Source organism: uncultured Albimonas sp. (assembly GCF_963977235.1).
In the GTDB taxonomy this organism is placed as follows: Bacteria; Pseudomonadota; Alphaproteobacteria; order Rhodobacterales; family Rhodobacteraceae; genus Albimonas.
The window spans coordinates 14,505-36,951 of record NZ_CAXBOD010000028.1; the positions used below are offsets into that span (position 1 = coordinate 14,505).

Below are 22,447 nucleotides of genomic sequence, written 5' to 3' on the forward strand. Positions count from 1 at the left end.
CGGGGTCGCGACTCCCGCGGAAGGCCGCGCCGGACGTCCCGGCGCGGCCTTCGTCCGTCTCGCGGGCCTTGATGCCGGCCCGCGCGCTCGGCAGGGTGCCTCCCGAGCGCCGGCGATCAGACCGGCCCGAGGAGGACCCCCATGACCCATTCCTGGCGTCGCCCCGAGGCGATCATCGACGGCGCGGCCCTGCAGGCGCGGCTCGGCGACCCGTCGCTGCGGATCTTCGACTGCACCGTCTACCTGCGCTACGAGGAGAACACCGGCCGCCCCTACCGCGTCGAGAGCGGGCGGGCCGACTACGAGACCGGCCACATCCCCGGCGCCCGCTTCCTGGACCTGCAGGAGGAGCTCTCGCAGCCCGAGGCCGCCACGCGCTTCATGCGCCTGCCCGCGCCGCAGATGGCCGAGGCCTTCGCCCGCGCCGGCGTGGGCGGGAGGACGCAGGTCGTGCTTTATTCCCGCGGCACGCCGCAATGGGCGACGCGGGTGTGGTGGCTGCTGCGCTGGATCGGCTTTGACGACGCCGCGATCCTGGATGGCGGGTTCGATCTGTGGGAGGCCGAGGGCCGCCCCGTCTCGACCGAGCCTGTCGACTACCCCCCCGGGAAGCTGACCGCGCAGGAGCGGCCGGACCTGTTCGTGGGCAAGCGGGAGATGCTGGCCGCGATCGGCGACGGGGCGGTGTGCTCGCTCAACGCCCTGAGCCCGGAGCTGCATTCGGGGGAAAGCGCCCGCTACGGCCGGCCGGGGCGGATCCCGGGATCGAGCAATGTGCCCGCCGCGGCGCTGGTGGACCCGGCGAGCAAACGTCTGGTCTCGCCCGAGGCCGCGGCGGCCGCCTTCGCGGCGGCGGGGGCCGAGCCCGGCAAGCGCGTGCTGAACTACTGCGGAGGCGGGATCGCGGCCACGCTCGACGCCTTCCTGCAGCACCAGCTGGGGTTCGAGGACGTCGCGGTCTACGACGCCTCGATGTCCGAATGGGCGATGGACGAGAGCCTGCCGATCGAGGTCGGCTGAGGCGCGGCCCGGTCCTGCAGGCTCACCCCTGCGGGCCCGGATCGGGCGGGACGCGGTCCCGCTCGAACTGCGCGGCGCCCGGGAGCGGCGGCAGCCAGGACTCGCGCCGGCAGGTCCAGAGCTCGTAGGTCGGGACCAGCCGGTCGAGCGCGTCGAGGGCGCCGAGGTGCACCTCGACCTCGCCCTCCGAGCGGGCGAAGACCGACGACCCGCAGCGGGGGCAGAAGTGCCGGCCCCGCCAGTCGCGGGTCTCGCCCGCGATCTCGACGGCCTCGGGGGGAAAGGCGGCGGCGGCGTAGAACGGCGCGCCATGGTGCTTGCGGCAGTCGAGGCAGTGGCAGAGCCCGACGCGCAGCGGCGCGCCCCTGGCCAGCAGCCGCACCGCGCCGCAGAGGCAGCCGCCGGCGAGGTCGGTCATGAGCGGTCTCCCGTCGCGCAAGGATGCGGCGAGCCTAGCGCGGAGGCTTGACCGGGCGCCAGTCTTGCGCGAGGCGCCGCGACAGGCCGGACGCCCGGTCCCGGCGCCCCGCCCGCGGCGCAGGGCGGACCGGGCGCCGGGGGCGACCGCCGCGGGCCGCAAGGCGAGCCCCCGGATCGGGCGACGGCTCGCCGGGCGCTCCCGGGCGCCGGTCGGGCCGGGACAACCGCCGGCAATGCGCCGCGAGCGGAGCGCCGGCACCGGGCGCCACAGCCGACGCGGCGCTTCCCGCCCGCGACCGCGCGCAGCGGTCGCGGGACGGCGCAGGGCGCCGCTCGAGCCCCATGTCGGGAGAGGCCCCGGGTCAAGCCCGGGGCGCCCTGGCGTTCCCCCGGTCGCGCCCGCTGGCCGGGTTCGCCCCGCTCATGCCGGGGCGAGCGGCGCCAGGCTCAGGTGCGCTTGCGCATGGCCTCGAGCAGGGCGGCGCCCAGCGCGCCCTCGCCGGGGCCGGGGGCCGGCTTGCCCCCGCCCGGCTTGCCCCCGCCGCCGCCCGGCCCCTTGCCGGGGCCGCGGCCGCCGCCCGGGCCGCCAGGTCCCTTGCCCCCAGGTCCGTTGCCCCCAGGTCCGTTGCCGCCGGGTCCTGCGGGGCCCCGGCCGCGACCGCCCTGCGCTTCGCGCGGGCCGCCGCGACGCGCCTCGCCCCGCGGGGCGCCCTCGTCGGCGGAGGCCTGCTTGCGCATCGACAGGGCGATGCGCTTGCGCGGCGCGTCGACCTCCATCACCCGCACCTTCACCACGTCGCCCGCCTTCACCACCTCGTGCGGGTCCTTCACGAACCGGTCCGCAAGCTGGCTGATGTGCACCAGCCCGTCCTGGTGCACGCCGACGTCGACGAAGGCGCCGAAGGCCGCCACGTTGGTCACCGTGCCCTCCAGCAGCATCCCCTCGCGCAGGTCCGAGATCTCCTCGACCCCGTCGGCGAAGGAAGCGGTCCTGAACTCCGGCCGGGGGTCGCGGCCGGGCTTTTCCAGCTCGCCCAGGATGTCGCGCACGGTGGGCAGACCGAAGGCCTCGGTGACGAAATCCTCCGGCTCCAGCCCCTTCAACGCCGAGGGATCGCCCATGATCGAGCGGATGTCCCGCCCGCAGGCCTTCACGATGGAGCGCGCGAGGTCATAGGCCTCCGGGTGGACCGAGGAGGCGTCGAGCGGCTCCTCCCCCCCCTGCACCCGCAGGAAACCCGCGCATTGCTCGAACGCCTTGGGGCCGAGGCCCGACACCTTCTTCAGCGCCTTGCGCGAGCCGAACGCGCCGTTGGCGTCGCGATGCGTCACGATGGACTGCGCGAGCGAAGGGCCCACGCCGGCCACCCGCGCCAGCAGCGGCGCCGAGGCGGTGTTGAGGTCCACCCCCACCGCGTTCACCGCGTCCTCGACCACCCCGTCGAGCGCCCTGGCCAGCCGGTGCTGGTCGACGTCGTGCTGGTACTGGCCCACGCCGATGGACTTGGGCTCGATCTTCACCAGCTCGGCCAGCGGGTCCTGCAGGCGCCGCGCGATCGAGACCGCGCCGCGCAGCGAGACGTCGAGGTCGGGGAACTCCCGGCTCGCGAGCTCGGAGGCGGAATAGACCGAGGCGCCGGCCTCCGAGACCACCACCTTGGTCGGGGTCTTGTCTCCCGCCGGCAGCAGTTTCAGCGCATCGGCGACCAGCCGCTCGGTCTCGCGCGAGGCGGTGCCGTTGCCGATCGCCACCAGGTCGACGCCGTGGCGACGGACCATCTCGACGATCTTCGCCTCGGCGCCGCGGACGTCCTTCTTCGGCTGGAACGGGTAGAGGGTCGCCGTCTCCAGCACCTTGCCGGTGGCGTCCACCACCGCGGCCTTCACCCCGGTGCGGATGCCGGGGTCGAGGCCCAGCGTCGCGCGCGGCCCGGCGGGAGCGGCCAGCAGCAGGTCCTTGAGGTTGCGCGCAAAGACGGCGATGGCCTCCTCATGCGCCCGCCGGCGCAGGTCGCCCATCAGGTCGAGATACATCGTCAGGCTCAGCTTCACCCGCCAGGCCCAGCCGGCGGTCTTGCGCAGCCACTGGTCGCCGGGCTGCTCGCCCCGGATGCCCACCGCGGCGGCGACGGCGGCCTCGACCTGGGCCTCGCCGGTCTCGGGGTCGGGGGCGATGGCGACCGTCACGATTTCCTCGTTCTGGGCGCGCATGATCGCCAGCGCCCGGTGCGAGGGCATGGTCGCCCACTTCTCCGAATGCGCGAAGTAGTCCGAGAACTTGGCCCCCTCTTGCTCCTTGCCCGGCACGACCGCGGCCGAGACCACGCCCGTGCGCTGCATCAACGCGCGCAGGCGGCCCAGCAGGTCGGCGTTCTCGGCCAGTTCCTCGACCAGGATGTCGCGAGCCCCGTCGAGGGCCGCCTTCCCGTCCTTGACCGCCTCGTTCACGTAGCCCTCGGCCAGCGCCTCGGGAGACTCGCCCCGCCGCTCCTGGATCGCGCGCAGCAGGGGTTCGAGCCCGTTCTCCCGCGCGATCATCGCCTTGGTGCGGCGCTTGGGCTTGTAGGGGAGATAGAGGTCCTCGAGCGTCGCCTTGGTCTCGGCCCCCGCGACGGCGCGGGCGAGCTCGTCGGTCAGCTTCCCCTGCTCGGAGATCGACTTGAGGATCGCGGCGCGCCGCGCCTCCAGCTCGCGCAGGTAGGTCAGCCGATCGGCGAGCGTGCGCAGCTGGCTGTCGTCGAGCCCCCCGGTGACCTCCTTGCGGTAGCGGGCGACGAAGGGAACCGTCGCGCCTCCGTCCAGCAGCTCGACCGCGGCGGCGACCTGGGGGGGGCGGGCGCCGATCTCCTCGGCGATCAGCCGGGCGATCTTCTGGGCGAGCGGGGCCTCGGCGGCCGCCTTGGAGGCAGGCTTGGCGGGCGCGGGGGACGGGCTGTCGGCGGACGTGTCCAAGGCGGGGCTCCCTCGTGATCTGGGACCCGAGGGGATAGCGAACGCGAGCCGCCGGTCCAAGGGGGAAGCGGCGTCGCGCCGGTCGCGGGCTGAGGGCGCGGGCGGCGCGCGTCCCGGTTCGCTGCCGGCCGAGCCCCCGCGGATGACCCCGAGCTTCCGCGGATGACCCTGCCGATGACCCTGCGCCAGCGAGCGATTCCACGGTCGGCGGGGCCTTGCGGGCCGGGGCGGATTGGGTCAGAAGGCGATGCGTTATGTTATAACGTAACGAATCAAGTCCAGCCCGCCGGGAGACCCATGACCATCCTTCGCAGCCTCGCCCCCGCCGCCCTCCTGCTCCTGCCCGCCGCGCCGGCGCTGGCCGAGGGCGCCTTCCACGTCGTGCATCCGGGCGTCGAGCGCGGCGCTTTCGAGCTCGAGTCCCTCAACGCCGTGTCGCTGGGCCATGTCGCGGACGGCGAGGAGCGTTCGGTCCACGAACTGGCGCTGGGCTACGGCGTGACCTCGTTCTGGAAGACCACCCTGGCGGTGGAGCTCGCCAATCCCCGCGGCGCCGGCGTCGAGGCCGAGGCGCTGGAGTGGGAGAACCTGTTCATGCTGCCCGTCGGCGAGGGCGCCGGGGGTCACTCGCACGGCCACTCCCACGGCCACGACGCCGACCTCGCCTGGTCCGCGGGCGTCTACGCCAAGCTGGAGGCGCCGTTCGAGGGGGGGATCGGCGACGGCGGGCTGGTCTTCGGTCCGGTCGCCGAGATCTCGGCCCACGGCGTCACGCTGATCGGCAACCTGTTCGTCGAGACGCCCTTCGGCGAGGGGGACCCGGGCCTCGCCTACGCGCTCTCGGCGATGGCCGGGGTCGGGGGCGGGCTGCAGGCCGGGCTCGAGGCCCACGGCGGCGTCGAGGAGGCGTTCGGAAACGCCCCCGCCTTCAGCGACCAGGCGCACTACGCGGGGCCGGCGCTGGCGATGACCTTCGATCTCGACGGCCGCAGCCTGACGCCCCGCGCCGCCGTGCTGTTCGGCCTGACCGACGCCGCGGCCGACGCCGCGCTCTCCCTCAACCTCGAACTCGACTTCTGAGGAGCCGCGCCATGCCCCGCCCCGATCCCGCCGACCCCCGGCTGCCCGTGACCGTGCTGTCGGGCTTTCTCGGCGCCGGCAAGACCACCCTGCTCAACCACGTGCTCGCCAACCGCGAGGGCCGGCGCGTGGCGGTGCTGGTCAACGACATGTCCGAGGTCAACATCGACGCCGACCTGGTGCGGGAGGGGGGGGCAGACCTCTCGCGCGCCGACGAGACGCTGGTCGAGATGACCAACGGCTGCATCTGCTGCACCCTGCGCGAGGACCTGCTGACCGAGGTCTCGCGCCTGGCGGCGCAGGGCCGTTTCGACCACCTGCTGATCGAGTCGACCGGCATCGCCGAGCCGCTGCCGGTCGCGGCCACCTTCGAATTCCGCGACGAGGACGGCCGGAGCCTGTCTGACGTCGCCCGCCTCGACGCGATGGTCACGGTGGTCGACGCCGCCGCGCTGGCCGCGGATTTCGCCAGCCACGATTTCATCGGCGAGCGGGGGGAGTCGCTGGGCGAGGGCGACGCGCGCACGCTGGTCGACCTGCTGACCGACCAGATCGAGTTCGCCGACGTGGTGGTGCTCAACAAGATCGGTCTGGCCGGCCCCGGGCGCGCCGGCGCCGCGCGGGCCATCGTGCGCAGCCTCAACCCCGAGGCCCGGCTGATCGAGGCCGACTGGGGCCAGGCGCCGCTGGACCGGGTGTTCGAGACGGGCCTCTTCGACGTCGACCGCGCCCACATGCACCCGCTTTGGGCCAAAGAGCTGCACGGTTTCGCCGAGCATGTGCCCGAGACCGAGGAATACGGCGTCACCTCCTTCGTCTACCGCGCCCGGCGGCCGTTCCACCCCGCGCGGATCCACGCCGCGCTGAACGGCCCCCTGCCCGGCGCGATCCGGGCCAAGGGACATTTCTGGATCGCCACCCGCCCGCAATGGGTGGCGGAGTTCAGCCTCGCGGGCGCGGTCTCGTCCGTGCGGCCGCTGGGCGGCTGGTGGGCCTCGGTCCCGCGGGAGCGCTGGCCCCAGGACCCCGAGTCGGTCGCCCGCACGATGGACCGCTGGCAGGCGCCCTGGGGCGACCGGCGCCAGGAGCTGGTGTTCATCGGCGTGGGCCTCGACCGGGCGCGGATCACCGCCACGCTCGACGCCGCCCTGCTGAGCGCGGAGGAGGCCGCGGACTTCGCCCCCGAGGCCTGGCGCGCCCTGCCCGACCCGTTCCCCGCCTGGGGCCGGCAGCCGGGATGAGCGGCCGCGCCTCCCCCCGCGCCGGCAATCGGGGCGCCACCGCGCTGCGGGCCCGTCGCCGCGCGGGCGACCCGATGGCCGAGTTCGACCGCCTGCCGCAGCCTCTGCGCCGCTGGCTCGCGCGCGCCGTCCTGCCGTGGAGCCCGCGCTCGGCCGCGCGGGCCTGGTCGCGGGCGCGGCGCGCCTGCAACGGGGACGAGGCCGCGGCGCTGGCCCGGCTCGACGCCCTGCAGGCCCAGGCGCTGGCGGCCGCCAGCGCGGGGGACGCCCGCTGAGGAAGCCGCCCGGCGGCCTCGGGCCCGGTCCGGGGCCGCCTGAAAGATGTCCGCGGCGCCGCCCTGACGACAAGGCCGGGCGGCGCCGCGGGCGTCATCAAAGTTATGCTATAACATACCATCCCGATCCATTAGGGTCGCCGCGACGGCGATTCCGCCCCTTGCTCCGAAAGGCCCTCCATGACGCGCCGCCTCGCTCCCTTCGCGCTTTCCGCCGCCATGCTCGCCGCCCTGCCCGCCTCCGCGCAGGATCACCGGGAGCTGGGCGCCCATGTCCACGGCCACGGCCAGCTCGACATCGCGCGCGAGGGCGACCGGCTGGCGATCGCGCTGCAGGCGCCGGGCGCCGACATCGTGGGCTTCGAACATGCCCCCCAGAGCGAGGCCGACCGCGCCGCGATCGAGCGCGCGCTGGACCTGCTGACCCAGCCGCTGGAGCTGATCGCCCTGCCCGAGGCCGCCGGGTGCGAGGCGATCGAGGTCGCCTCGGAGCTTGTCGGGGACCATCCCGACGCGCACGACGACGGGCACGCGCACGACGACGGGCACGACGACGACCACTCCCACGACGAAGATCACGACGACGACCACGCGCATGACGACGACCACGGCGACGAGCACGCGCACGACGACCATGACGCCGCCGCCGGCCACGCCGAGTTCCGCGCCCTGTGGGAGCTGAGCTGCGCGGACGCCGAGGCCGTCGACCGCCTCGCCTTCCCCTATTTCGAGCGGTTCGAGGGCGCGCAGGAACTGGCCGTCCAGGTCGTCTCCGACCGCGGCGCCCGCGCCTTCGAGGTCGAGCGGGCCTCGCCCGAGCTCGACCTCGACGGCGCGCTCTGAGCGATGACGCCGGCGCTGCGACTGGCGGGGGTGCGCTACGCCTGGGGGGCGGGACGCGCGCCGGAGGGCTTCGCGCTCGAGGTTGACGCCCTGCAGGTCGCGCGGGGCGAGCGGGTGTTCCTGCACGGGCCCTCCGGCTCGGGCAAGTCGACGCTGCTGGCGCTGGTCTGCGGGGTGGCGAGCCCGCAGGCCGGCGCGGTGGAGGTCGAGGGCGAGCCCCTCTCCTCCCTCTCCCCCGCCCGCCGCGACCGCTTCCGGGCCGAGCGGATCGGCGTGATCTTCCAGATGTTCAACCTGCTGCCCTACGCCACCGCGCTCGACAACATCCTGCTGCCGCTGCGCTTTGCGCCCGCGCGCCGCGCGCGGCTGGGCCGGGGCGCGCGGGCCGAGGCGTTGCGCCTCTCGGCCGCGCTGGGCCTGAGCGAGGCGCTGGTCACGCGCGCGCCCGCGGCCGAGCTCTCGGTCGGCCAGCAGCAGCGGGTGGCCGCGGCGCGCGCGCTGATCGGGGGGCCGGGGCTGATCGTGGCCGACGAGCCGACCTCGGCGCTCGACGTCGCCGCGCAGGGGGCGTTCCTCGACCTGCTGTTCGCCCAGACCGAGGCGGCGGGCGCCGCCCTGCTGATGGTCAGCCATGATCCCGCGCTCGCGGCCCGCTTCGACCGTTCGGTGGCGCTGCCCGAGATCGCCCGCGGCGCCCGGGGGGCGGCGGCATGAGCCTCGCGCGGCTGGCATTCCTGTCGCTGCTCAACCGGCGACTGACCGCGCTGCTGACGGTGGCCGCGATCGCCCTCTCGACCTGCCTGCTGCTGGGGGTCGAGACGGTCAGGACCGGCGCGAAGACCAGCTTTGCCGACACCGTCTCGGGGACCGACCTGATCGTGGGGGCGCGCTCGGGCTCGGTGCAGCTGCTGCTGTATTCGGTGTTCCGGATCGGGGACGCCACGGCGAACCTGACCTGGGAGAGCTACGAGGACGTGGCCGCGCGGCCCGAGGTCGAGTGGATCGTGCCCCTGTCGCTGGGCGACAGCCACCGCGGCTTCCGGGTGCTGGGCACGACGCCCGAGTATTTCCAGCGCTACCGCTATCGCGGCGGCCGGCCGCTGGCCTTCGCGCAGGGGGCGGCGTTTGCGGACCTGTTCGACGCGGTGCTGGGCGCCGAGGTGGCCGAGCGGCTCGGCTACGCCCTCGGCGACGAGATCGTGGTGGCCCACGGCCTCGCCTCCTTCACCGACCACGCCGACAAGCCGTTCCGCGTCGCGGGGATCCTCGCGCGCACCGGCACGCCGGTGGACCGCACCGTGCACGTGGGGCTGGAGGCGATCGAGGCGATCCATGTCGACTGGTCGCGCGGGGCGCAGGCCCCGAAGGGCGCGCGGGTCTCGGCAGACGCGGCGCGCGCGATGGACCTCTCGCCCGGCGCGGTGACCGCGGCGCTGGTGGGGGTGAAGTCGCGCCTGCAGATCTTCGGCCTGCAACGCTGGATCAACGAATACCCCGAAGAGCCGCTGCTCGCCGTCCTGCCCGGCGTCGCGCTGCAGGAGCTGTGGGCGATCGTGGGGGTGGCCGAGACGGCGCTGGTCGCGGTCTCGGGCATGGTGGTGGCGACGGCGCTGATCGGGCTCGCGGCGATGGTCTTCGCCGGGCTCGACGCAAGGCGGCGCGAGATGGCGATCCTGCGCGCGGTGGGGGCGCGGCCGGGCACGATCCTGGGGCTGCTGGTGCTGGAGGCCGCGATGCTCTCGGGAGCGGGGGCGGCGCTGGGGCTGGGGATGCTCTATGGGCTGCTGGCGCTCGCGCGGCCGTGGATCGACTCGGCCTGGGGGTTGTGGTTGCCTCTGTCGGCGCCGGGCGCGCGGGAGCTGGCGCTGCTTGCCGCCGTGATCGCGGCGGGCGCGCTGGCGGGCCTGCCGCCGGCGATCCGCGCCTGGCGCATGTCGCTCGCCGACGGCATGACCCTGCGAACCTGACGCGACCCCCGATCGGCGGCCGGAGACCGAGACCATGCTGCGACGAACGCCCTGCCCCTCTCCCGCCCGGCGCCGGCTTCTGGCGGGGCTCGGCGCGCTGGCGCTGGCCCCCGCCTGGCCCGGGACGCTGCGCGCCGAGGAGACCCTCGACCTGAACTGGGACGACCTGATCCCCGCGCTCGGCCAGGGCGACAGCTACCGGCGGCTGAGCGAGCTGGGCGTGGTCCAGCACGGAGAGATGAGCTCGGGGTTCGAGCAGGAGACGGCGGCCGAGGTCACCCGCGCCTACGACGGCAAGCGGGTGCGCCTGCCCGGCTTCGTGGTGCCGCTCGACTACGACGGGACCGGGACCACGGCCTTCCTGCTGGTCCCCTTCGTGGGCGCCTGCATCCACGTGCCCCCGCCCCCGCCCAACCAGATCGTCTTCGTCACCACCGGGACCCCCTACGAGCTTGCGGACATGTTCGAGCCGGTGATCGTCACCGGCATGTTCGGCGCCTCGGCCGCCGAGACGCAGCTCGCCGACGTGGGCTACTCGATCTCGGCCGACCGGGTGGAGCCCTACAGGTGAGGCGCGCGCCGCGCCGGGCCGCGTGGGGCGCCGCGCTGATGCTGGCGCTGGCCGTCGCGCCGGCCGCAAGGGCCTGCGCCTTCGACGCCTGGCTGCCGCCGCTGACCCTGGTCGACCGGCTGTTTGACGCCGACGCCGTGGCGCTGGGCGTGGCCGACCCCGAGGACCCCGCGCGCTGGGTCCTGTCGGGCGCGCCGCGGGCGGTCTCGACCTCCGCCTACGCGCCCGATCCGGCGGCTTTCCTCGCGGCGGGGGCGGACGCGCGCCCGCCCGCGCTCGACGCCGACGAGGCGGTGCTGTTCGCCCACGACCCGCTCGACGACGTCTGGCGGCGGCTCGAGGTGGTGGACCGCGTCACCCGCCCCGCGATCGAGCGCATCCTGGCCGAGGCCCCGGGCTGGCAGGACCCGCTCGACCCCGCGCGCATCGCGCTCGCCGCCGAAATGCTCGGCGCCCGCGACGGCCGCCTGCGGCGCCTCGCGCTGCGCGAGCTCGACCGCGCGCCCTACCCGACGCTGCGCGCGCTGGACCTGCCGCTGGGCGCGGACGCCCTCGCCGAAAGCCTGCGCGACCCCGCCGCCGGCCAGAGCGAGCCGATCCACGCCCTGCTGCTGGGCCTTGCCGGCGGCCCGCGGGCGCAGGCGCTGGTCGCGGGCCGGCTGGGCGCGGCGGCCCCGGGCGAGGCAATCTCGCCCGCGCTGGGGGCCTGGGCGGTGGCGCTGGTGGAGTTGCAGGGCGAGGCCGGGGTCGAGGCGCTGGACGCCCGGTTCCTTGCGTCCGAGGCGGGGCGCGACCCCGCCGATCTCGCCCCCATCGTCGAGGCGCTGGCGATCCAGGCCGAGGCCGCCCCGCCCCCCGTCCGCGCCCGCATCCTCGCGACGCTCGAGGCGAGGCTCGCCGCGCGCCCCGATCTCGCCGCGCCCGTGGCGCGCAGCTTCGGCGGCCGGGGCGATTACGCGATGGGCCCGGGCGTGCAGGCGGCTCTGGCCCGGCGCGCGGGCCTGCCCGCGGCCGAGGCGATGACGGCGGCCGGCTACGTCTTCGCCGCCCGCAAGGCCGCCTCGCCCGACGACGCCGGCGGCGGCGGCGGGGCCGCCTGGACGCCGGATTGACCGCGCGAGGCGCTCGCCCCCTCCGCCGCCGGCGCGCCCCGGGCCTGACCCGGGGCCTCGCGCGGCCCGCCGCGGGCGCGGGGCCGGAGGGGCGCGCGGCGCTTCAGTCTGGATCGGCGGCCAGGGAACGGGTGGTCTCGCCGCGGGCCTCGCGTTCGGCCTCCAGCTTCGCGAGCGCGGCGTCGAGGGGGGCCCGGTCGGTTCTGCCGGAGAAGGCCCCGGCCCGGCCCATTTCCGCCGCGAACAGCGTGAACCGCTCCCGCGCCACGGCCAGCAGGCGGGCGAGCTCGTCAAGCGGCGCGCCGTGGTCGTCGACGCGCAGGTCGAGGCGGGGATAGACCTCGCCGTCGTGGATCCGGATCGCGGCCGACTGGCGGCCGCGCCTGTCGCCGCCCGCGGCCTCGGCCGCGCGCATCGCGCAGAGCAGCCGGTCGGCCATGGCCAGGCCGGGGGCCGCCCGCCAGCCCTCGAGCGCCGCCGCGATCACCCCCGGTCCGGCCAGCATGTTGCCCGCGACCGAGACGTTCTCCCCCGCCGCGTGCCCCGCCCAGTCCACGCACGCGGCCCCGGTGTGGGCCGCGATGCGCCCGGCCGCGTCGATGGCGTGCCATTGCCGCTGGGGGGCGCCGGCGTCGCGGGCGACGAAATCGGCGAGCACCGCGTCAGGCGCCTCGCCCGCCGCGATCCGGTCGGCGCCCTCGACGCCCCACAGCGGGTTGACGAAGGCCTGGGTGGCGACGGCGGCCGAGGGGCGAACATGGGGGACCAGCGCCCCCACCGCGAAGAATCGGCTGGCGACGCCGAGGCCGAATTCGCCGGTCGCAGGGTCGCGGGCGAGGATCGAATAGGTCATCGGCGGGGCGCTCCTCTCTCAGGGGGCGAAGGCGGCCTCGCCCCCGGCGGCGGCGTGCAGCGAGGGAGCCCAGCGGGTCAGCACCTGCCCCAGATGCTCGGCCATGGCGCCGGCGGCGGCGGTCGCGTCGCCGGCGCTCAGCTGGGCCAGCAGGGCGCGATGCTCGTCGCCCACCCCGGCCTCCTGGAAGAACGGCCGCGGGACTTCCAGCCCGCCCAGGGTGAAGCGGTGGATGTGCAGCGCGCAGCGCCACAGCATCGGGCGCAGCAGGCCCATGCCGGCGGCCTCGGTCAGGGTGGCGTGGAACTCCCGATCCAGTTCCGAGCACTGGTAGAGGTCCCCCGCCGCATGGGCCGCGTCCATCCCCTCGAGGATCGCGACCAGCCGCGGGTCCGAGAGGTCCGCCTGCCCCGCCGCGATGCGCAGCGCCACGGCCCGCTCGATCGACAGGCGCACGCGGACCATGCCCGCGGCCTCCGGCAGGCTGGTGTCGGTGACCACGGTGCCGCGATAGCCGCGACGCTCGACCAGCCCCTCGCCCGCGAGCCGCAGCAGCGCCTCGCGCACGGTGCCCTGGCTGCAGCCATGTTCGGCGGCCAGCGTCTGCTCGAGCAGGTGGTCGCCGGGGACGAGATTGCGGAACAGGACCGCGCGGCGCAGGGCGAGATGCACCTGGTCGACGCGCCGGCCGGTCCCCGCGGCGGCGCGGGGGGCCGGGGTCTCTCCCTCGGGCGCGCGGCGGGCCTGCGCCCCTGACGCGGCCTCCGGCAACGCCCCGGCCGATGACGCCCCCCCCGATGACGCCCCCGATGACGACTGCATTGACTCCCCCCCGAAGTTGGTTCCGTATTATCGATATCGATAATGGCTCCGCATGGACCTGTCGAGTCGGGCGCGACGGTTTAGCCGCCCTCCCCTCCGGCCCTCCCGGGCCCCTGCCAGAGCCTGCGCGGAGATTTCGCCCTTGCCGCTCCTGGAGATCGAGGACCTGGCCATCGACCTGGCCCGCGACGGAGAGCGTCGGCGGCTGGTTCACGGCGCCTCCCTGACGGTCGATGAGGGCGAGACCGTGGCGGTGGTCGGCGAATCGGGCTCGGGCAAGTCGCTGACCGCGCTGGCCGCCATGGGCCTGCTGCCCGAGGAGTTGAGCCTCGGCGCCGGGCGCATCCGCTTTGAGGGCCGCGACCTGGCGCAGCTGTCGGAGGACGAGCGCCGGATCCTGCGCGGCGGCGACATGGCGATGATCTTCCAGGAGCCGATGACGGCCCTGAACCCGGTGCTCTCGATCGGCCGCCAGCTGACCGAGGGAATGCGCGCCAAGCTGGGCGTCTCGCGCTCCGAGGCGCGGGCGCGGGCGGCCGAGCTGCTGGCCCGCGTCGGCGTCACCGACCCCGAGCGCCGGCTGACCCAGCACCCGCACGAGTTCTCGGGCGGGATGCGCCAGCGGGTGGTGATCGCCATGGCGCTGGCCTGCGGGCCGAAGCTGATCCTGGCCGACGAGCCGACGACCGCGCTCGACGTCACCATCCAGGCCCAGATCCTGGCGCTGACCGCGAAGCTGTGCCGCGACGACGGGGTGGGGCTGGCGCTGATCACCCACAACCTCGGCATCGTGGCGCGCTACGCCGACCGGGTCTGCGTGATGTATGCGGGCGGCGTGGTCGAGACGGGCGAGGCGCGCGCGCTCTACAAGGCGCCGCGGCATCCCTATACGCGCGGGCTGCTCGACAGCGTGCCGCGGCTCGACCTCGACCGCGCCCACGGGCTGCGCCCGATCCCCGGCTCGCCCCCCGACCCGATGCGCCCTGTCGCCGGCTGCCGCTTCCACCCCCGCTGCCCGCGCGCCGAGGCCCGCTGCCGGGCGGAGGCGCCCCCATTCGAGACCCGGGACGGGCGCGGCTTCGCCTGCTGGCGCCCCCTGCCCGTCCCGGTCGCGGAGCCCGCCGGATGAGCCCGCCGCTGCTCGAGCTTGCGGACCTGCACGTCCGCTTCCCGATCCGTTCGGGCCTGCTGCGCCGCGAGACCGGCCAGGTCAGCGCCGTCGCCGGCGTCAGCCTGAAGATCGCCCGCGGCGAGGCGCTGGGCCTCGTGGGCGAGAGCGGCTGCGGCAAGACCACGCTGGCCCGCGCCGCCCTGCAGTTGCAGCCCCCCAGCGAGGGCGAGATCCTGTTCGACGGCCGCCACATCAAGACCCGCGCCGACCGGAGCGCCTTCCGCCGTCGCACGCAGGCGATCTTCCAGGACCCGTTCTCGTCGCTGAACCCGCGGATGACCGCCGGCGAGATCGTGGCCGAACCGATCCGCGTCCACCGCCTGCGCCCGCGCCGCGAGGCGAAGGCGCGGGTGGCCGAGCTGATGGACCTCTGCGGGCTCCCCGCCCGGTTCATGGAGCTCTATCCCCACGAGATGTCGGGCGGCCAGCGCCAGCGCATCGGCATCGCGCGGGCGCTGGCGATGGAGCCCGAGCTGATCGTCTGCGACGAGGCGGTCAGCGCGCTCGACGTCTCGGTGCAGGCGCAGGTGATCAACCTGCTGGCCGAGCTGCGGCGAGAGCTGGGGCTGACCTACCTGTTCATCGGGCATGACCTGTCGGTGGTGCGCCACCTCTGCGACCGGGTGGCGGTGATGTATCTGGGCCGGGTGGTCGAGCAGGGGCCCTCGGACGCGCTCTTCGCCGACCCGCAGCATCCCTACACCCGCGCCCTGATCGACGCGGCGCCCGAGCCGGACCCCGAGCTCGCCCGCGCCCATGAGGTGATCCCCCTCCAGGGCGAGGCCCCCTCCCCCGCAGCCCCGCCGCCCGGCTGCGCCTTTCACCCGCGCTGCCCGATCGCGGTGGCGCGCTGCTCCCAGGAGATCCCGGCGCTTGCGCCGGTCGGCGCCGGGCACGGCGCCGCCTGCTGGCTCGCCCGGTCATCGACCCGCGGGACCGGCCAATCCGACGGGAAACCCGTCGACCTTTCGCCGAACCCGGCCCAAGTCCGACAGGAGATGCACCGATGAAAGACAAGCCCCCCACCGAGGCCGAGCTGAAAGCCGCCCTCGCCGAGGCCCATGACTTCGACCCGAGCGACCCGCTGTTCGGCCTGCGCCGGGACGAGCTCTCGGGCCCCCGGCTGTCTCGTCGCGCCACGCTGCGGCTGCTGGCGGCCGGCGGCGCGCTGGCCGCGACCGGGCTCGCGCCCGGCGGCCTGACCAGGGCGCTCGCGCAGGGCAAGTCCGGCGGCACGCTGACCTGCGCCTGGGCGGGGGTGGCCGAGATCGTGACGCTGGACCCCGGCCAGATGACCCAGGTGCTGCAGTTCCAGATCACCTCCAACGTCCTCTCGGGCCTGACCCACATCAAGCCGGACCTGATCGCCGAGGGCGACCTCGCCGAAAGCTGGGAGATCTCGGAGGACGGGCTCGTCTACACCTTCAAGCTGCGCGAGGGCGTGACCTTCCACAACGGCGACGCCTTCACCGCCGACGACGTGCTCTACACCTATGCGCGCTCCTCGGACGCGGCGAAGTCGATCCACTCGGCCAACCTCTCCAACGTCGCCTCGCTCGACAAGCTCAGCGACCACGAGGTGCGGTTCACCCTCAAGGCCCCGCAGGCGAGCTTCCTGACCAAGACCACCGAACGGGCCTCGGGCCGGGTCCTCTCGATCGTCTCGAAGCGGGCGCTCGACGAGATGGGCGACGCGGCCTACGGCCTCGCCCCCGTCGGCACCGGGCCGTTCCGGATCGCCTCCCACGTGCTCGGCCAGGGCGTGGTGCTGGAGAAGCACGCGGGCTACTTCGACCCCGAGCGGCCGAAGCTCGACCGCGTGGTCATCCAGCCCGTCGACGGGGTCGAGCCGCTGGCCGCCGCCGTCGAGGCGGGCGACATCCAGCTCGTCGGCGGCAACCCCATCGCCGCCCAGCTGATCGACCGTTTCAAGGCCAACCCCGACCTGATCACCGACGTGAAGCCCGGCCCCGGCTTCCAGTCGGTCTGGCTCAACCCCTGGGTCGAGCCGATGAAGGTCGAGGATTTCGACAAGCCGCTGGAGGAGCTGAAGAAAGAGCCCGGCTTCATGGTCCGCCTCGCGCTCGCCAAGGCGCTGGACCGGGACCTGTTCGTCAAGCAGGCGCGTTTCGGCTACGGGCTGCCGGCCTACGGCTCGGTCAACGCGGCGATGGCCTTCTACTACGACGAGGCCATCGCAGAGACCTCCGAGCAGGCCTACGACCCCGACGGCGCCCGGGAGCTCATGGCCGCCGCCGGCTATCCGGACGGAGAGGGCTTCCCCGAGATCAGCCTGCACGTGCGCTCCTCCCACAAGCGCGACGGGCTGGTGGTGGCCAACATCCTCAAGCAGGCGCTGGGCATCACCGTGAAGGTCGAGGTGATGGAGTTCACCGTCCAGCTCGAGCGGTTCCAGGCGATGGACTTCCAGATGACGCTGACCGGCTCGGGCGGGGACTACGACCCCGACGACGCGCTCGAGGACTGGATGACCACCACCTGCAAGTTCAACGGCCGCACGCGCGACAAGGACGCGATGCCGTTCGGCTATTTCTCGTCCTCCGAGGTGGACGCGCTCTCGGCCAGGCAGTCGGTGACCCCGGATCCCGAGGCGCGCCGCGCGATGGTGATCGAGGCCAACAAGATCACCTCGGACAAGGTCGCCTGCGGGTTCCTCTACCACCCCGTCGACGTCCTGGTCCGCGCGGCCAACGTCGACTACCCGGCCGAGAGCCGCATCCCCGGCCTGGTCGACCTCGACCGCGTGACGCTGGGCTGAGCCGAAGGGTCCGGCGGCCGCCCGGGAGGGGGCGGCCGCCGGCGACCCGCCGCGACGACGGGCGGAGACGGGCGAGGGGCGCGGCGATCCGCGCCGCCCCGCTCCGCCGAGGGGTCGTCAGCGCGGGGCCGGGACGCGCGGCGGGGACAGGCCGCGCGTCCCGGCATCCGCCGCGGCGGGCGAACCGCGGGCGCGGCCCCGACCGGGGCCGGGCCCTGTCCGAAACACCGGTCCGCGGACCGCAGACGGAGGCAGGGCGATGACCGTCTTCCTGATCCGACGCACGCTGGGCGCGATCGCCGTGATGTGGGCGGTGGCGACGCTGGTGTTCTTCATGCTGCGCCTCGTGCCCGGCGACCCGATCGCGGCGATGCTCGCCGACGCCGCGGGGCCCGAGGCCGAGGCCGCGCTGCGCGCCAGGCTCGGGCTCGATCAGCCGGTCGCGGTTCAATACGCGCTGTGGTTGTGGAACGCGCTGCAGGGCGACCTGGGGGCCTCGATCTACGGCTCCAACCAGCCGGTGCGCACGATCATCGCCGAGGCCTTCCCGCGCACCCTGTCGCTGGCGCTGCTGTCCTTCGTGATCGCGGTGGCGATCGCGGTTCCCGCCGGCATCGTCTCGGCGACCCGGCGCAACACCAGGGCGGACGCGGCGGTCAGCCTGGGGGCGTTCCTGGGTCTCTCGATGCCCGACTTCTGGCTCGCGATCCTGCTGATCATCGTCTTCGCGGCCAACCTGCAATGGCTGCCCGCCATCGGCTACGTGCCGATGTCCGAGAGCTTCTGGGGCTGGCTCGAGCATCTGATCCTGCCGGCCATCGCGGTGGGCACCGCCTTCTCGGCGATCATCGCGCGGATGATCCGCTCCTCCCTGCTCGAGGTGATGAAGGCCGACTACATGCGCACCGCCCGCGCTAAGGGCCTGCGCGAGCGCGCGATCCTGTGGGGCCACGCCATGCCCAACGCGATGATCCCGGTGATCACCGTGGTCGGCATCGCCTTCGCGCTGCTGATCTCGGGCGCGGTGGTGGTCGAGAACGTTTTCGCCATCAAGGGCCTGGGCCGGGTGCTGATCGGCGGCATCCAGGCCCGCGACTACCCGGTGGTGCAGGGGGCGATCCTGGTGATCTCGGCCTTCTTCGTGTTCTCCAACCTGCTGGTCGACCTCGCCTACGGCGCGCTCGACCCGCGCATCCGGTACGACTGATGACCGACGCGGCCCTCCCCCCCGCCGAGACCGAGGCCCTGCCCCCCCGCCGCCGCGGACGCCTGCGGCAGGCGCTGGCCCGGGACCGCAAGGCGCAGGTCGGGCTGGCGGTGCTGGCGGTCTTCGTGATCGGCATGGCCTTCGCCTCGCTGATCTCCCCCTACGATCCCAACGAGATGACGCTGGACATGATGAGCGGGCCGAGTTGGGCCCATCCGCTGGGCACCGACGACCTCGGCCGCGACCTGCTCTCGCGCATCCTCCACGGCACGCGGGTGTCGCTGCTGATCGGGGTCTCGACGGTGGTGATCGCGCTGGCGCTGGGGGTGGCGCTGGGGATGGCGGCGGGGTGGTACGGGGGCTGGCTCGACCTCGTGATCATGCGCTACATCGACCTGCAATGGGCCTTTCCCAACTTCATCATCGCGGTCTACCTGGTGGCCGTGTTCGGCACGGGGCTGGTGAACGTGATCGTGGCGGTGTCGCTGGCGTTCCTCGACGATTTCGCGCGCATCGCGCGCTCCATGACCCTCACGATCCGCGAGGAGCAGTTCGTCGACGCCGCCCGCACCATGGGCTTCTCCGACGGCCGCATTCTTCTGCGCCATGTCCTGCCCAGCGCCATGGCGCCGATCATCGTGCAGGCCACCGTCTCGGTCAGCTACGCGATCCTGGGCGAGGCGACGCTGTCGTTCCTCGGCCTCGGGGTCGAGGCGACGACGCCCACCTGGGGGCTGATCCTGGCCGACGGGCGGGGCTTCGTCTCCCAGGCCTGGTGGCTCGGCGTGTTCCCCGGCCTCGCCATCATGCTGGTGGTGCTGGCGATCAATTTCATCGGCGACTGGCTGCGCGACGCGCTCGACGTGCGCCAGAGCCTCTAGGCCCTCCGCGGAGCTTTCCATGACCTTCCCGATCGTCGCCCCCTACCCCTCCCGCCGCTCGCCGGTGATGGCCGACAACGTGGTGGCGACCTCGCAGCCGCTGGCCGCCCAGGCGGGGCTCGAGATGCTGCGGCTGGGGGGCAACGCGGTCGACGCCGCGCTCGCCGCCGCCGCCGCGCTCACGGTGGTGGAGCCCACGGGCAACGGCCTGGGCTCGGACGCTTTCGCGATCCTCTGGGACGGGTCCGAGCTGCACGGCCTCAACGCCTCGGGCCGCTCCCCCGCCGGCTGGAGCCCCGAGCGCTTCGCCGGCCGCGAGGCGATGCCCGAGCGCGGATGGGAGGCGGTGACCGTCCCAGGCGCCGTCGGGGCCTGGATGGCGCTGAACGCGCGCTTCGGGACCCTGCCGTTCGAAACCCTGCTCGCCCCGGCGATCCGCCTGGCCGAGGGCGGCTTCGCCGTCACCCCGATGATCGCCGCCACCTGGGCGCGCAGCGTCTCGCTGAAAGCCCAGCCCGGTTTCGCTCGCACCTTCCTGCCCGGCGGCCGCGCCCCCGCCCCCGGAGAGCGCTTCGCCAACCCCGCCGCCGGCGCCGACCTGCGCCGCATCGCGGCCACCCGCGGCGAGGCCTTCTATCGCGGCGAGATCGCCGAGCGGATCGTCGCCGACGCCGCCCGCCACGGCGGCGCGATGACGCTCGACGATCTCGCCGCCGAGGCCCCCGACTGGTGCGGCACCGTCCGCGGCGCCTTCGACGGCGCCGAGCTGCACGAGATCCCCCCCAACGGCCAGGGCATCGCCGCCTGCATGGCGCTCGGCATCCTCGAGCATCTGCCGGTGCGCTGCTTCGGACCGGACGAGCCGGAGGCCGTCCACCTGATGATCGAGGCGATGAAGCTCGCGCTGCGCGACGCCGAGGAACATGTGGCCGACCTCTCGGCGATGACCTCGGTGGGGGTCGAGGACCTGCTCTCGCCCGGCTATCTGGCGGAGCGCGCGGCGCTGATCGACGCGGGCCATGCCCAGGACTTCGGGGCGGGGGCGCCCAGGGCGGGGGGCACGGTGTATCTGACGGCCGCCGACGCCTCGGGGATGATGATCTCGTTCATCCAGTCGAACTACATGGGCTTCGGCTCGGGCGTGGTGCCCGAGGGCACCGGCGTCAGCCTTCAGAACCGGGGCTGCGGCTTCTCGCTCGATCCCGGCTCGCAGAATGTCGTGGGTCCCCGCAAGCGCCCGTTCCACACCATCATCCCCGGCTTCCTGATGAAGAACGGCGCGCCGGAGATGTCTTTCGGCGTGATGGGCGGGCCGATGCAGGCGCAGGGCCATGTGCAGATGGTCCTGCGCACCCAGCTCTGGAACCAGGACGTGCAGAGCGCGGCCGACGCCCCCCGCTGGCGGATCACCCAGGGGCTGGGGGTCGCCTGCGAGCAGGCGATGGACCCGGCCCTGGTGGCGTCCCTGCGCGCCATGGGCCACCAGATCACGCTCGAAAGCCCCGACGTCTCCTTCGGTTTCGGCGGCGCCCAGCTGATCCGGCGGCTGCCCGGCGGGGGCTACTCGGCCGGCTCCGACCCCCGCAAGGACGGCTGCGCGGCGGGCTTCTGAGCGGCCGCGCGCGCCCCGCCCCCCACATCGCCGCCCGACGCCGCCTGACGCCGCCCCCCGGCGGCTGGCGAAGCGGTGACCGGCGCGCGCGTTGATGGTGGGCCGGACAATCCCATATTGCCGTTGGGGGCAGGTGGGAGCGACGATTGACGGAACACGATCTGACGCGGGACGAGGTCAACGGACTTCGCTCCGCCCGCGAGCTCGAGGGGCACCTCAGCTGGCTCGACGCCATCACGCCGGCCGCCCTTGGGGTGCTGGCGGTGGCCTCGGGCATCTACACCTATCTGGGCGTGTCCTCGCTGCTCGAGGACACCGGCGCGATGAGCTTCCTTGCGGCGGTGGCCTATTCCATCGCCGTCTCGGTCGGCATCTTCGTGTTCTGGAGCTATCTCCTGCGCCTGCTGCCCGCGATGCGCACGGCCGGCGGCTTCGTGGGGCTCAGCCTCGCCACGCTCGTCGGCTCGCTCGCCATCGTGGCGATGTCGAGCTGGCTGAACGCCGCCGCGCTGGCCGGCGGCGCCGCGGTCGAGCAGCATCTCGCGCGCACCGTCCAGGACTATCAGGCGAGCCTCGAGCGCGCCCACCTCGTCGCCGTCTCCGCCCAGGGGCTCGAGCGCGACGTCGCCCGCGCCCGCACCAGTTTCGAAGATCTCTCCGAGCAGGAGCGGGCGGGCGAGCTGTCCGGCGCCGCCGGCCGCGGCGCCGTCTTCCGCCTGCTCAACCAGAAGGCCGACGAGCTGCGCGCGCTCGAGGCCCAGATCGCCGCCCAGAACGCCCCCATCCAGGCCGCCTTCGAGGAGGGCAACGACATTCTCTCGCGGATGCGCGCGCTGATCGTCGAGCAGGGCTCGGTCGAGCAGCGCTCGGTCACCTTCTCCGAGGAATCGGTGCGGCTGGCGGGCGTGATCACCACCCTGCGCCAGCTCCAGGTGGCGCAACTGGTGGCGCGCGCGGCCGAGGACCTGCGCGCCTCGGTGGTGCTGCCCGAGCTCGACGGGCGCTCGGCGGGCGTGCGCCAGGACCAGGCCGCCACCATCGGCTCGGTGCTCGAGTCGCTCGACGGGCGGGCCGCGACCCTGCGGGCGGCCGCCGAGGAGGTGCTGGCGATGCCGCCCCCCCAGGAGACGACCTACACCCCGATCTCCTCGGCCGACGCGGTGATCCGCTATGCGGGCAACTTCGCGCCCTCCTGGGCCGGCGCCATCGCCATCGACCTGCTGCCCGGCGTGCTGGTGTTCATCCTCGCCGTGACCCAGGCCGCCATCCGCCGAGGCAAGGAGGGGGCGGGGGTCGAGGCGACCCTGACGCTCGCCGACCTGCGCGCCGCCATGCGGGCGATGAAGGACATCGAGGGCGCCATGGGGGCGGCGGACGACGAGGCCCTGCACCGCTCCGGCGCCCGCAGCCGCGCGCAGGAGCGCGAGCGCGCCCCCGAGCGTGATCCCGGGCGCGCGCCCGAGCGTGATCCCGCCCGTGAGCCCGCCCGTGATCCCGACCGGGACCATGCCCGCCGCCGCGACGACGACCGCGGTCGTGACCCGCGACACGACCCCGACCGGGATCCCCGGCCGGAGCGGGAGCGGGCGCGAGAGCAGGAACGCGCCGCCGCCCGCCCGAAGTTCGACGCGGCCGAGTAGC

Annotated in this window: 20 protein-coding genes; 16 read left to right on the plus strand and 4 right to left on the minus strand. The window is 74.4% G+C overall.

The features are described from left to right. Positions 1–141 precede the first annotated feature (141 nt). Positions 142–1,020: a sulfurtransferase gene (locus tag AAC134_RS13755; RefSeq protein WP_339949671.1), complete on the plus strand. Its 879-nt coding sequence runs from the start codon at positions 142–144 to the stop codon at positions 1,018–1,020. A 22-nt stretch (positions 1,021–1,042) separates the two neighbouring features. Here the strand turns inward: AAC134_RS13755 and AAC134_RS13760 are convergent, their stop codons facing one another. Together AAC134_RS13760 and AAC134_RS13765 are read right to left on the minus strand one after the other, a co-directional pair. Beyond that, on the minus strand, positions 1,043–1,438 hold the full coding sequence (locus tag AAC134_RS13760) for a GFA family protein (RefSeq protein WP_339949672.1): 396 nt from the start codon (positions 1,436–1,438) through the stop codon (positions 1,043–1,045). A gap of 449 nt (positions 1,439–1,887) precedes the next feature. Then, positions 1,888–4,308, minus strand: a complete 2,421-nt coding sequence (locus AAC134_RS13765; protein ID WP_339949704.1) for a Tex family protein — start codon at positions 4,306–4,308, stop codon at positions 1,888–1,890. 381 nt (positions 4,309–4,689) lie between these two features. On the opposite strand from AAC134_RS13765, the gene AAC134_RS13770 reads away from it, so the two are divergent. The 8 genes from AAC134_RS13770 (at position 4,690) to AAC134_RS13805 (ending at position 11,481) form a co-directional block, all read left to right on the plus strand. Next, entirely contained in the window at positions 4,690–5,472 is a 783-nt protein-coding gene (locus AAC134_RS13770) for a hypothetical protein (RefSeq protein WP_339949673.1), read from the plus strand. A gap of 11 nt (positions 5,473–5,483) precedes the next feature. Next, positions 5,484–6,713 (plus strand): GTP-binding protein, encoded by a 1,230-nt coding sequence (locus tag AAC134_RS13775; protein ID WP_339949674.1) that lies wholly within the window; start codon positions 5,484–5,486, stop codon positions 6,711–6,713. After that, on the plus strand, positions 6,710–6,988 hold the full coding sequence (locus AAC134_RS13780) for a DUF6525 family protein (RefSeq protein ID WP_339949675.1): 279 nt from the start codon (positions 6,710–6,712) through the stop codon (positions 6,986–6,988). Before AAC134_RS13775 ends, AAC134_RS13780 begins: the two co-directional genes overlap by 4 nt. 180 nt (positions 6,989–7,168) lie before the next feature. Continuing rightward, positions 7,169–7,831 carry a DUF2796 domain-containing protein gene (locus tag AAC134_RS13785; protein WP_339949676.1) on the plus strand — a complete coding sequence of 221 codons (663 nt, stop codon included), beginning with the start codon at positions 7,169–7,171 and terminating at the stop codon, positions 7,829–7,831. Positions 7,832–7,834: 3 nt separating this feature from the next. Further along, on the plus strand, positions 7,835–8,545 hold the full coding sequence (locus tag AAC134_RS13790; RefSeq protein ID WP_339949677.1) for an ABC transporter ATP-binding protein: 711 nt from the start codon (positions 7,835–7,837) through the stop codon (positions 8,543–8,545). Continuing rightward, complete coding sequence (locus AAC134_RS13795) at positions 8,542–9,798, plus strand: ABC transporter permease (RefSeq protein WP_339949678.1); 1,257 nt, start codon at positions 8,542–8,544, stop codon at positions 9,796–9,798. Before AAC134_RS13790 ends, AAC134_RS13795 begins: the two co-directional genes overlap by 4 nt. Positions 9,799–9,832: 34 nt before the next feature. Beyond that, the gene (locus AAC134_RS13800; RefSeq protein WP_339949679.1) at positions 9,833–10,369 is read left to right on the plus strand and encodes a DUF3299 domain-containing protein; all 537 of its coding nucleotides are present in this window, start codon (positions 9,833–9,835) and stop codon (positions 10,367–10,369) included. Further along, positions 10,366–11,481 (plus strand): hypothetical protein, encoded by a 1,116-nt coding sequence (locus AAC134_RS13805; RefSeq protein ID WP_339949680.1) that lies wholly within the window; start codon positions 10,366–10,368, stop codon positions 11,479–11,481. Before AAC134_RS13800 ends, AAC134_RS13805 begins: the two co-directional genes overlap by 4 nt. Positions 11,482–11,584: 103 nt before the next feature. On the opposite strand, the gene AAC134_RS13810 is transcribed toward AAC134_RS13805, so the two are convergent. Next, positions 11,585–12,334: a DUF1028 domain-containing protein gene (locus AAC134_RS13810; protein ID WP_339949681.1), complete on the minus strand. Its 750-nt coding sequence runs from the start codon at positions 12,332–12,334 to the stop codon at positions 11,585–11,587. A gap of 18 nt (positions 12,335–12,352) precedes the next feature. After that, the gene (locus AAC134_RS13815; RefSeq protein WP_339949682.1) at positions 12,353–13,006 is read right to left on the minus strand and encodes a GntR family transcriptional regulator; all 654 of its coding nucleotides are present in this window, start codon (positions 13,004–13,006) and stop codon (positions 12,353–12,355) included. A gap of 292 nt (positions 13,007–13,298) precedes the next feature. On the opposite strand from AAC134_RS13815, the gene AAC134_RS13820 reads away from it, so the two are divergent. The 7 genes from AAC134_RS13820 (at position 13,299) to AAC134_RS13850 (ending at position 22,446) form a co-directional block, all read left to right on the plus strand. After that, entirely contained in the window at positions 13,299–14,285 is a 987-nt protein-coding gene (locus AAC134_RS13820) for an ABC transporter ATP-binding protein (RefSeq protein WP_339949683.1), read from the plus strand. Continuing rightward, positions 14,282–15,337 (plus strand): oligopeptide/dipeptide ABC transporter ATP-binding protein, encoded by a 1,056-nt coding sequence (locus tag AAC134_RS13825; RefSeq protein ID WP_339949684.1) that lies wholly within the window; start codon positions 14,282–14,284, stop codon positions 15,335–15,337. Before AAC134_RS13820 ends, AAC134_RS13825 begins: the two co-directional genes overlap by 4 nt. Then, entirely contained in the window at positions 15,334–17,106 is a 1,773-nt protein-coding gene (locus AAC134_RS13830) for an ABC transporter substrate-binding protein (protein WP_339949685.1), read from the plus strand. The genes AAC134_RS13825 and AAC134_RS13830 overlap by 4 nt, the downstream gene beginning before the upstream one ends. Before the next feature lie 259 nt (positions 17,107–17,365). Then, positions 17,366–18,313, plus strand: coding sequence for an ABC transporter permease (locus AAC134_RS13835; RefSeq protein WP_339949686.1), 948 nt, complete (start codon positions 17,366–17,368; stop codon positions 18,311–18,313). Next, positions 18,313–19,194, plus strand: a complete 882-nt coding sequence (locus tag AAC134_RS13840; protein WP_339949687.1) for an ABC transporter permease — start codon at positions 18,313–18,315, stop codon at positions 19,192–19,194. The genes AAC134_RS13835 and AAC134_RS13840 overlap by 1 nt, the downstream gene beginning before the upstream one ends. 19 nt (positions 19,195–19,213) lie before the next feature. Further along, entirely contained in the window at positions 19,214–20,806 is a 1,593-nt protein-coding gene (locus tag AAC134_RS13845) for a gamma-glutamyltransferase family protein (RefSeq protein ID WP_339949688.1), read from the plus strand. 146 nt (positions 20,807–20,952) lie between these two features. After that, positions 20,953–22,446 (plus strand): hypothetical protein, encoded by a 1,494-nt coding sequence (locus AAC134_RS13850; RefSeq protein ID WP_339949689.1) that lies wholly within the window; start codon positions 20,953–20,955, stop codon positions 22,444–22,446. The last annotated feature ends 1 nt before the right edge of the window (position 22,447 follow it).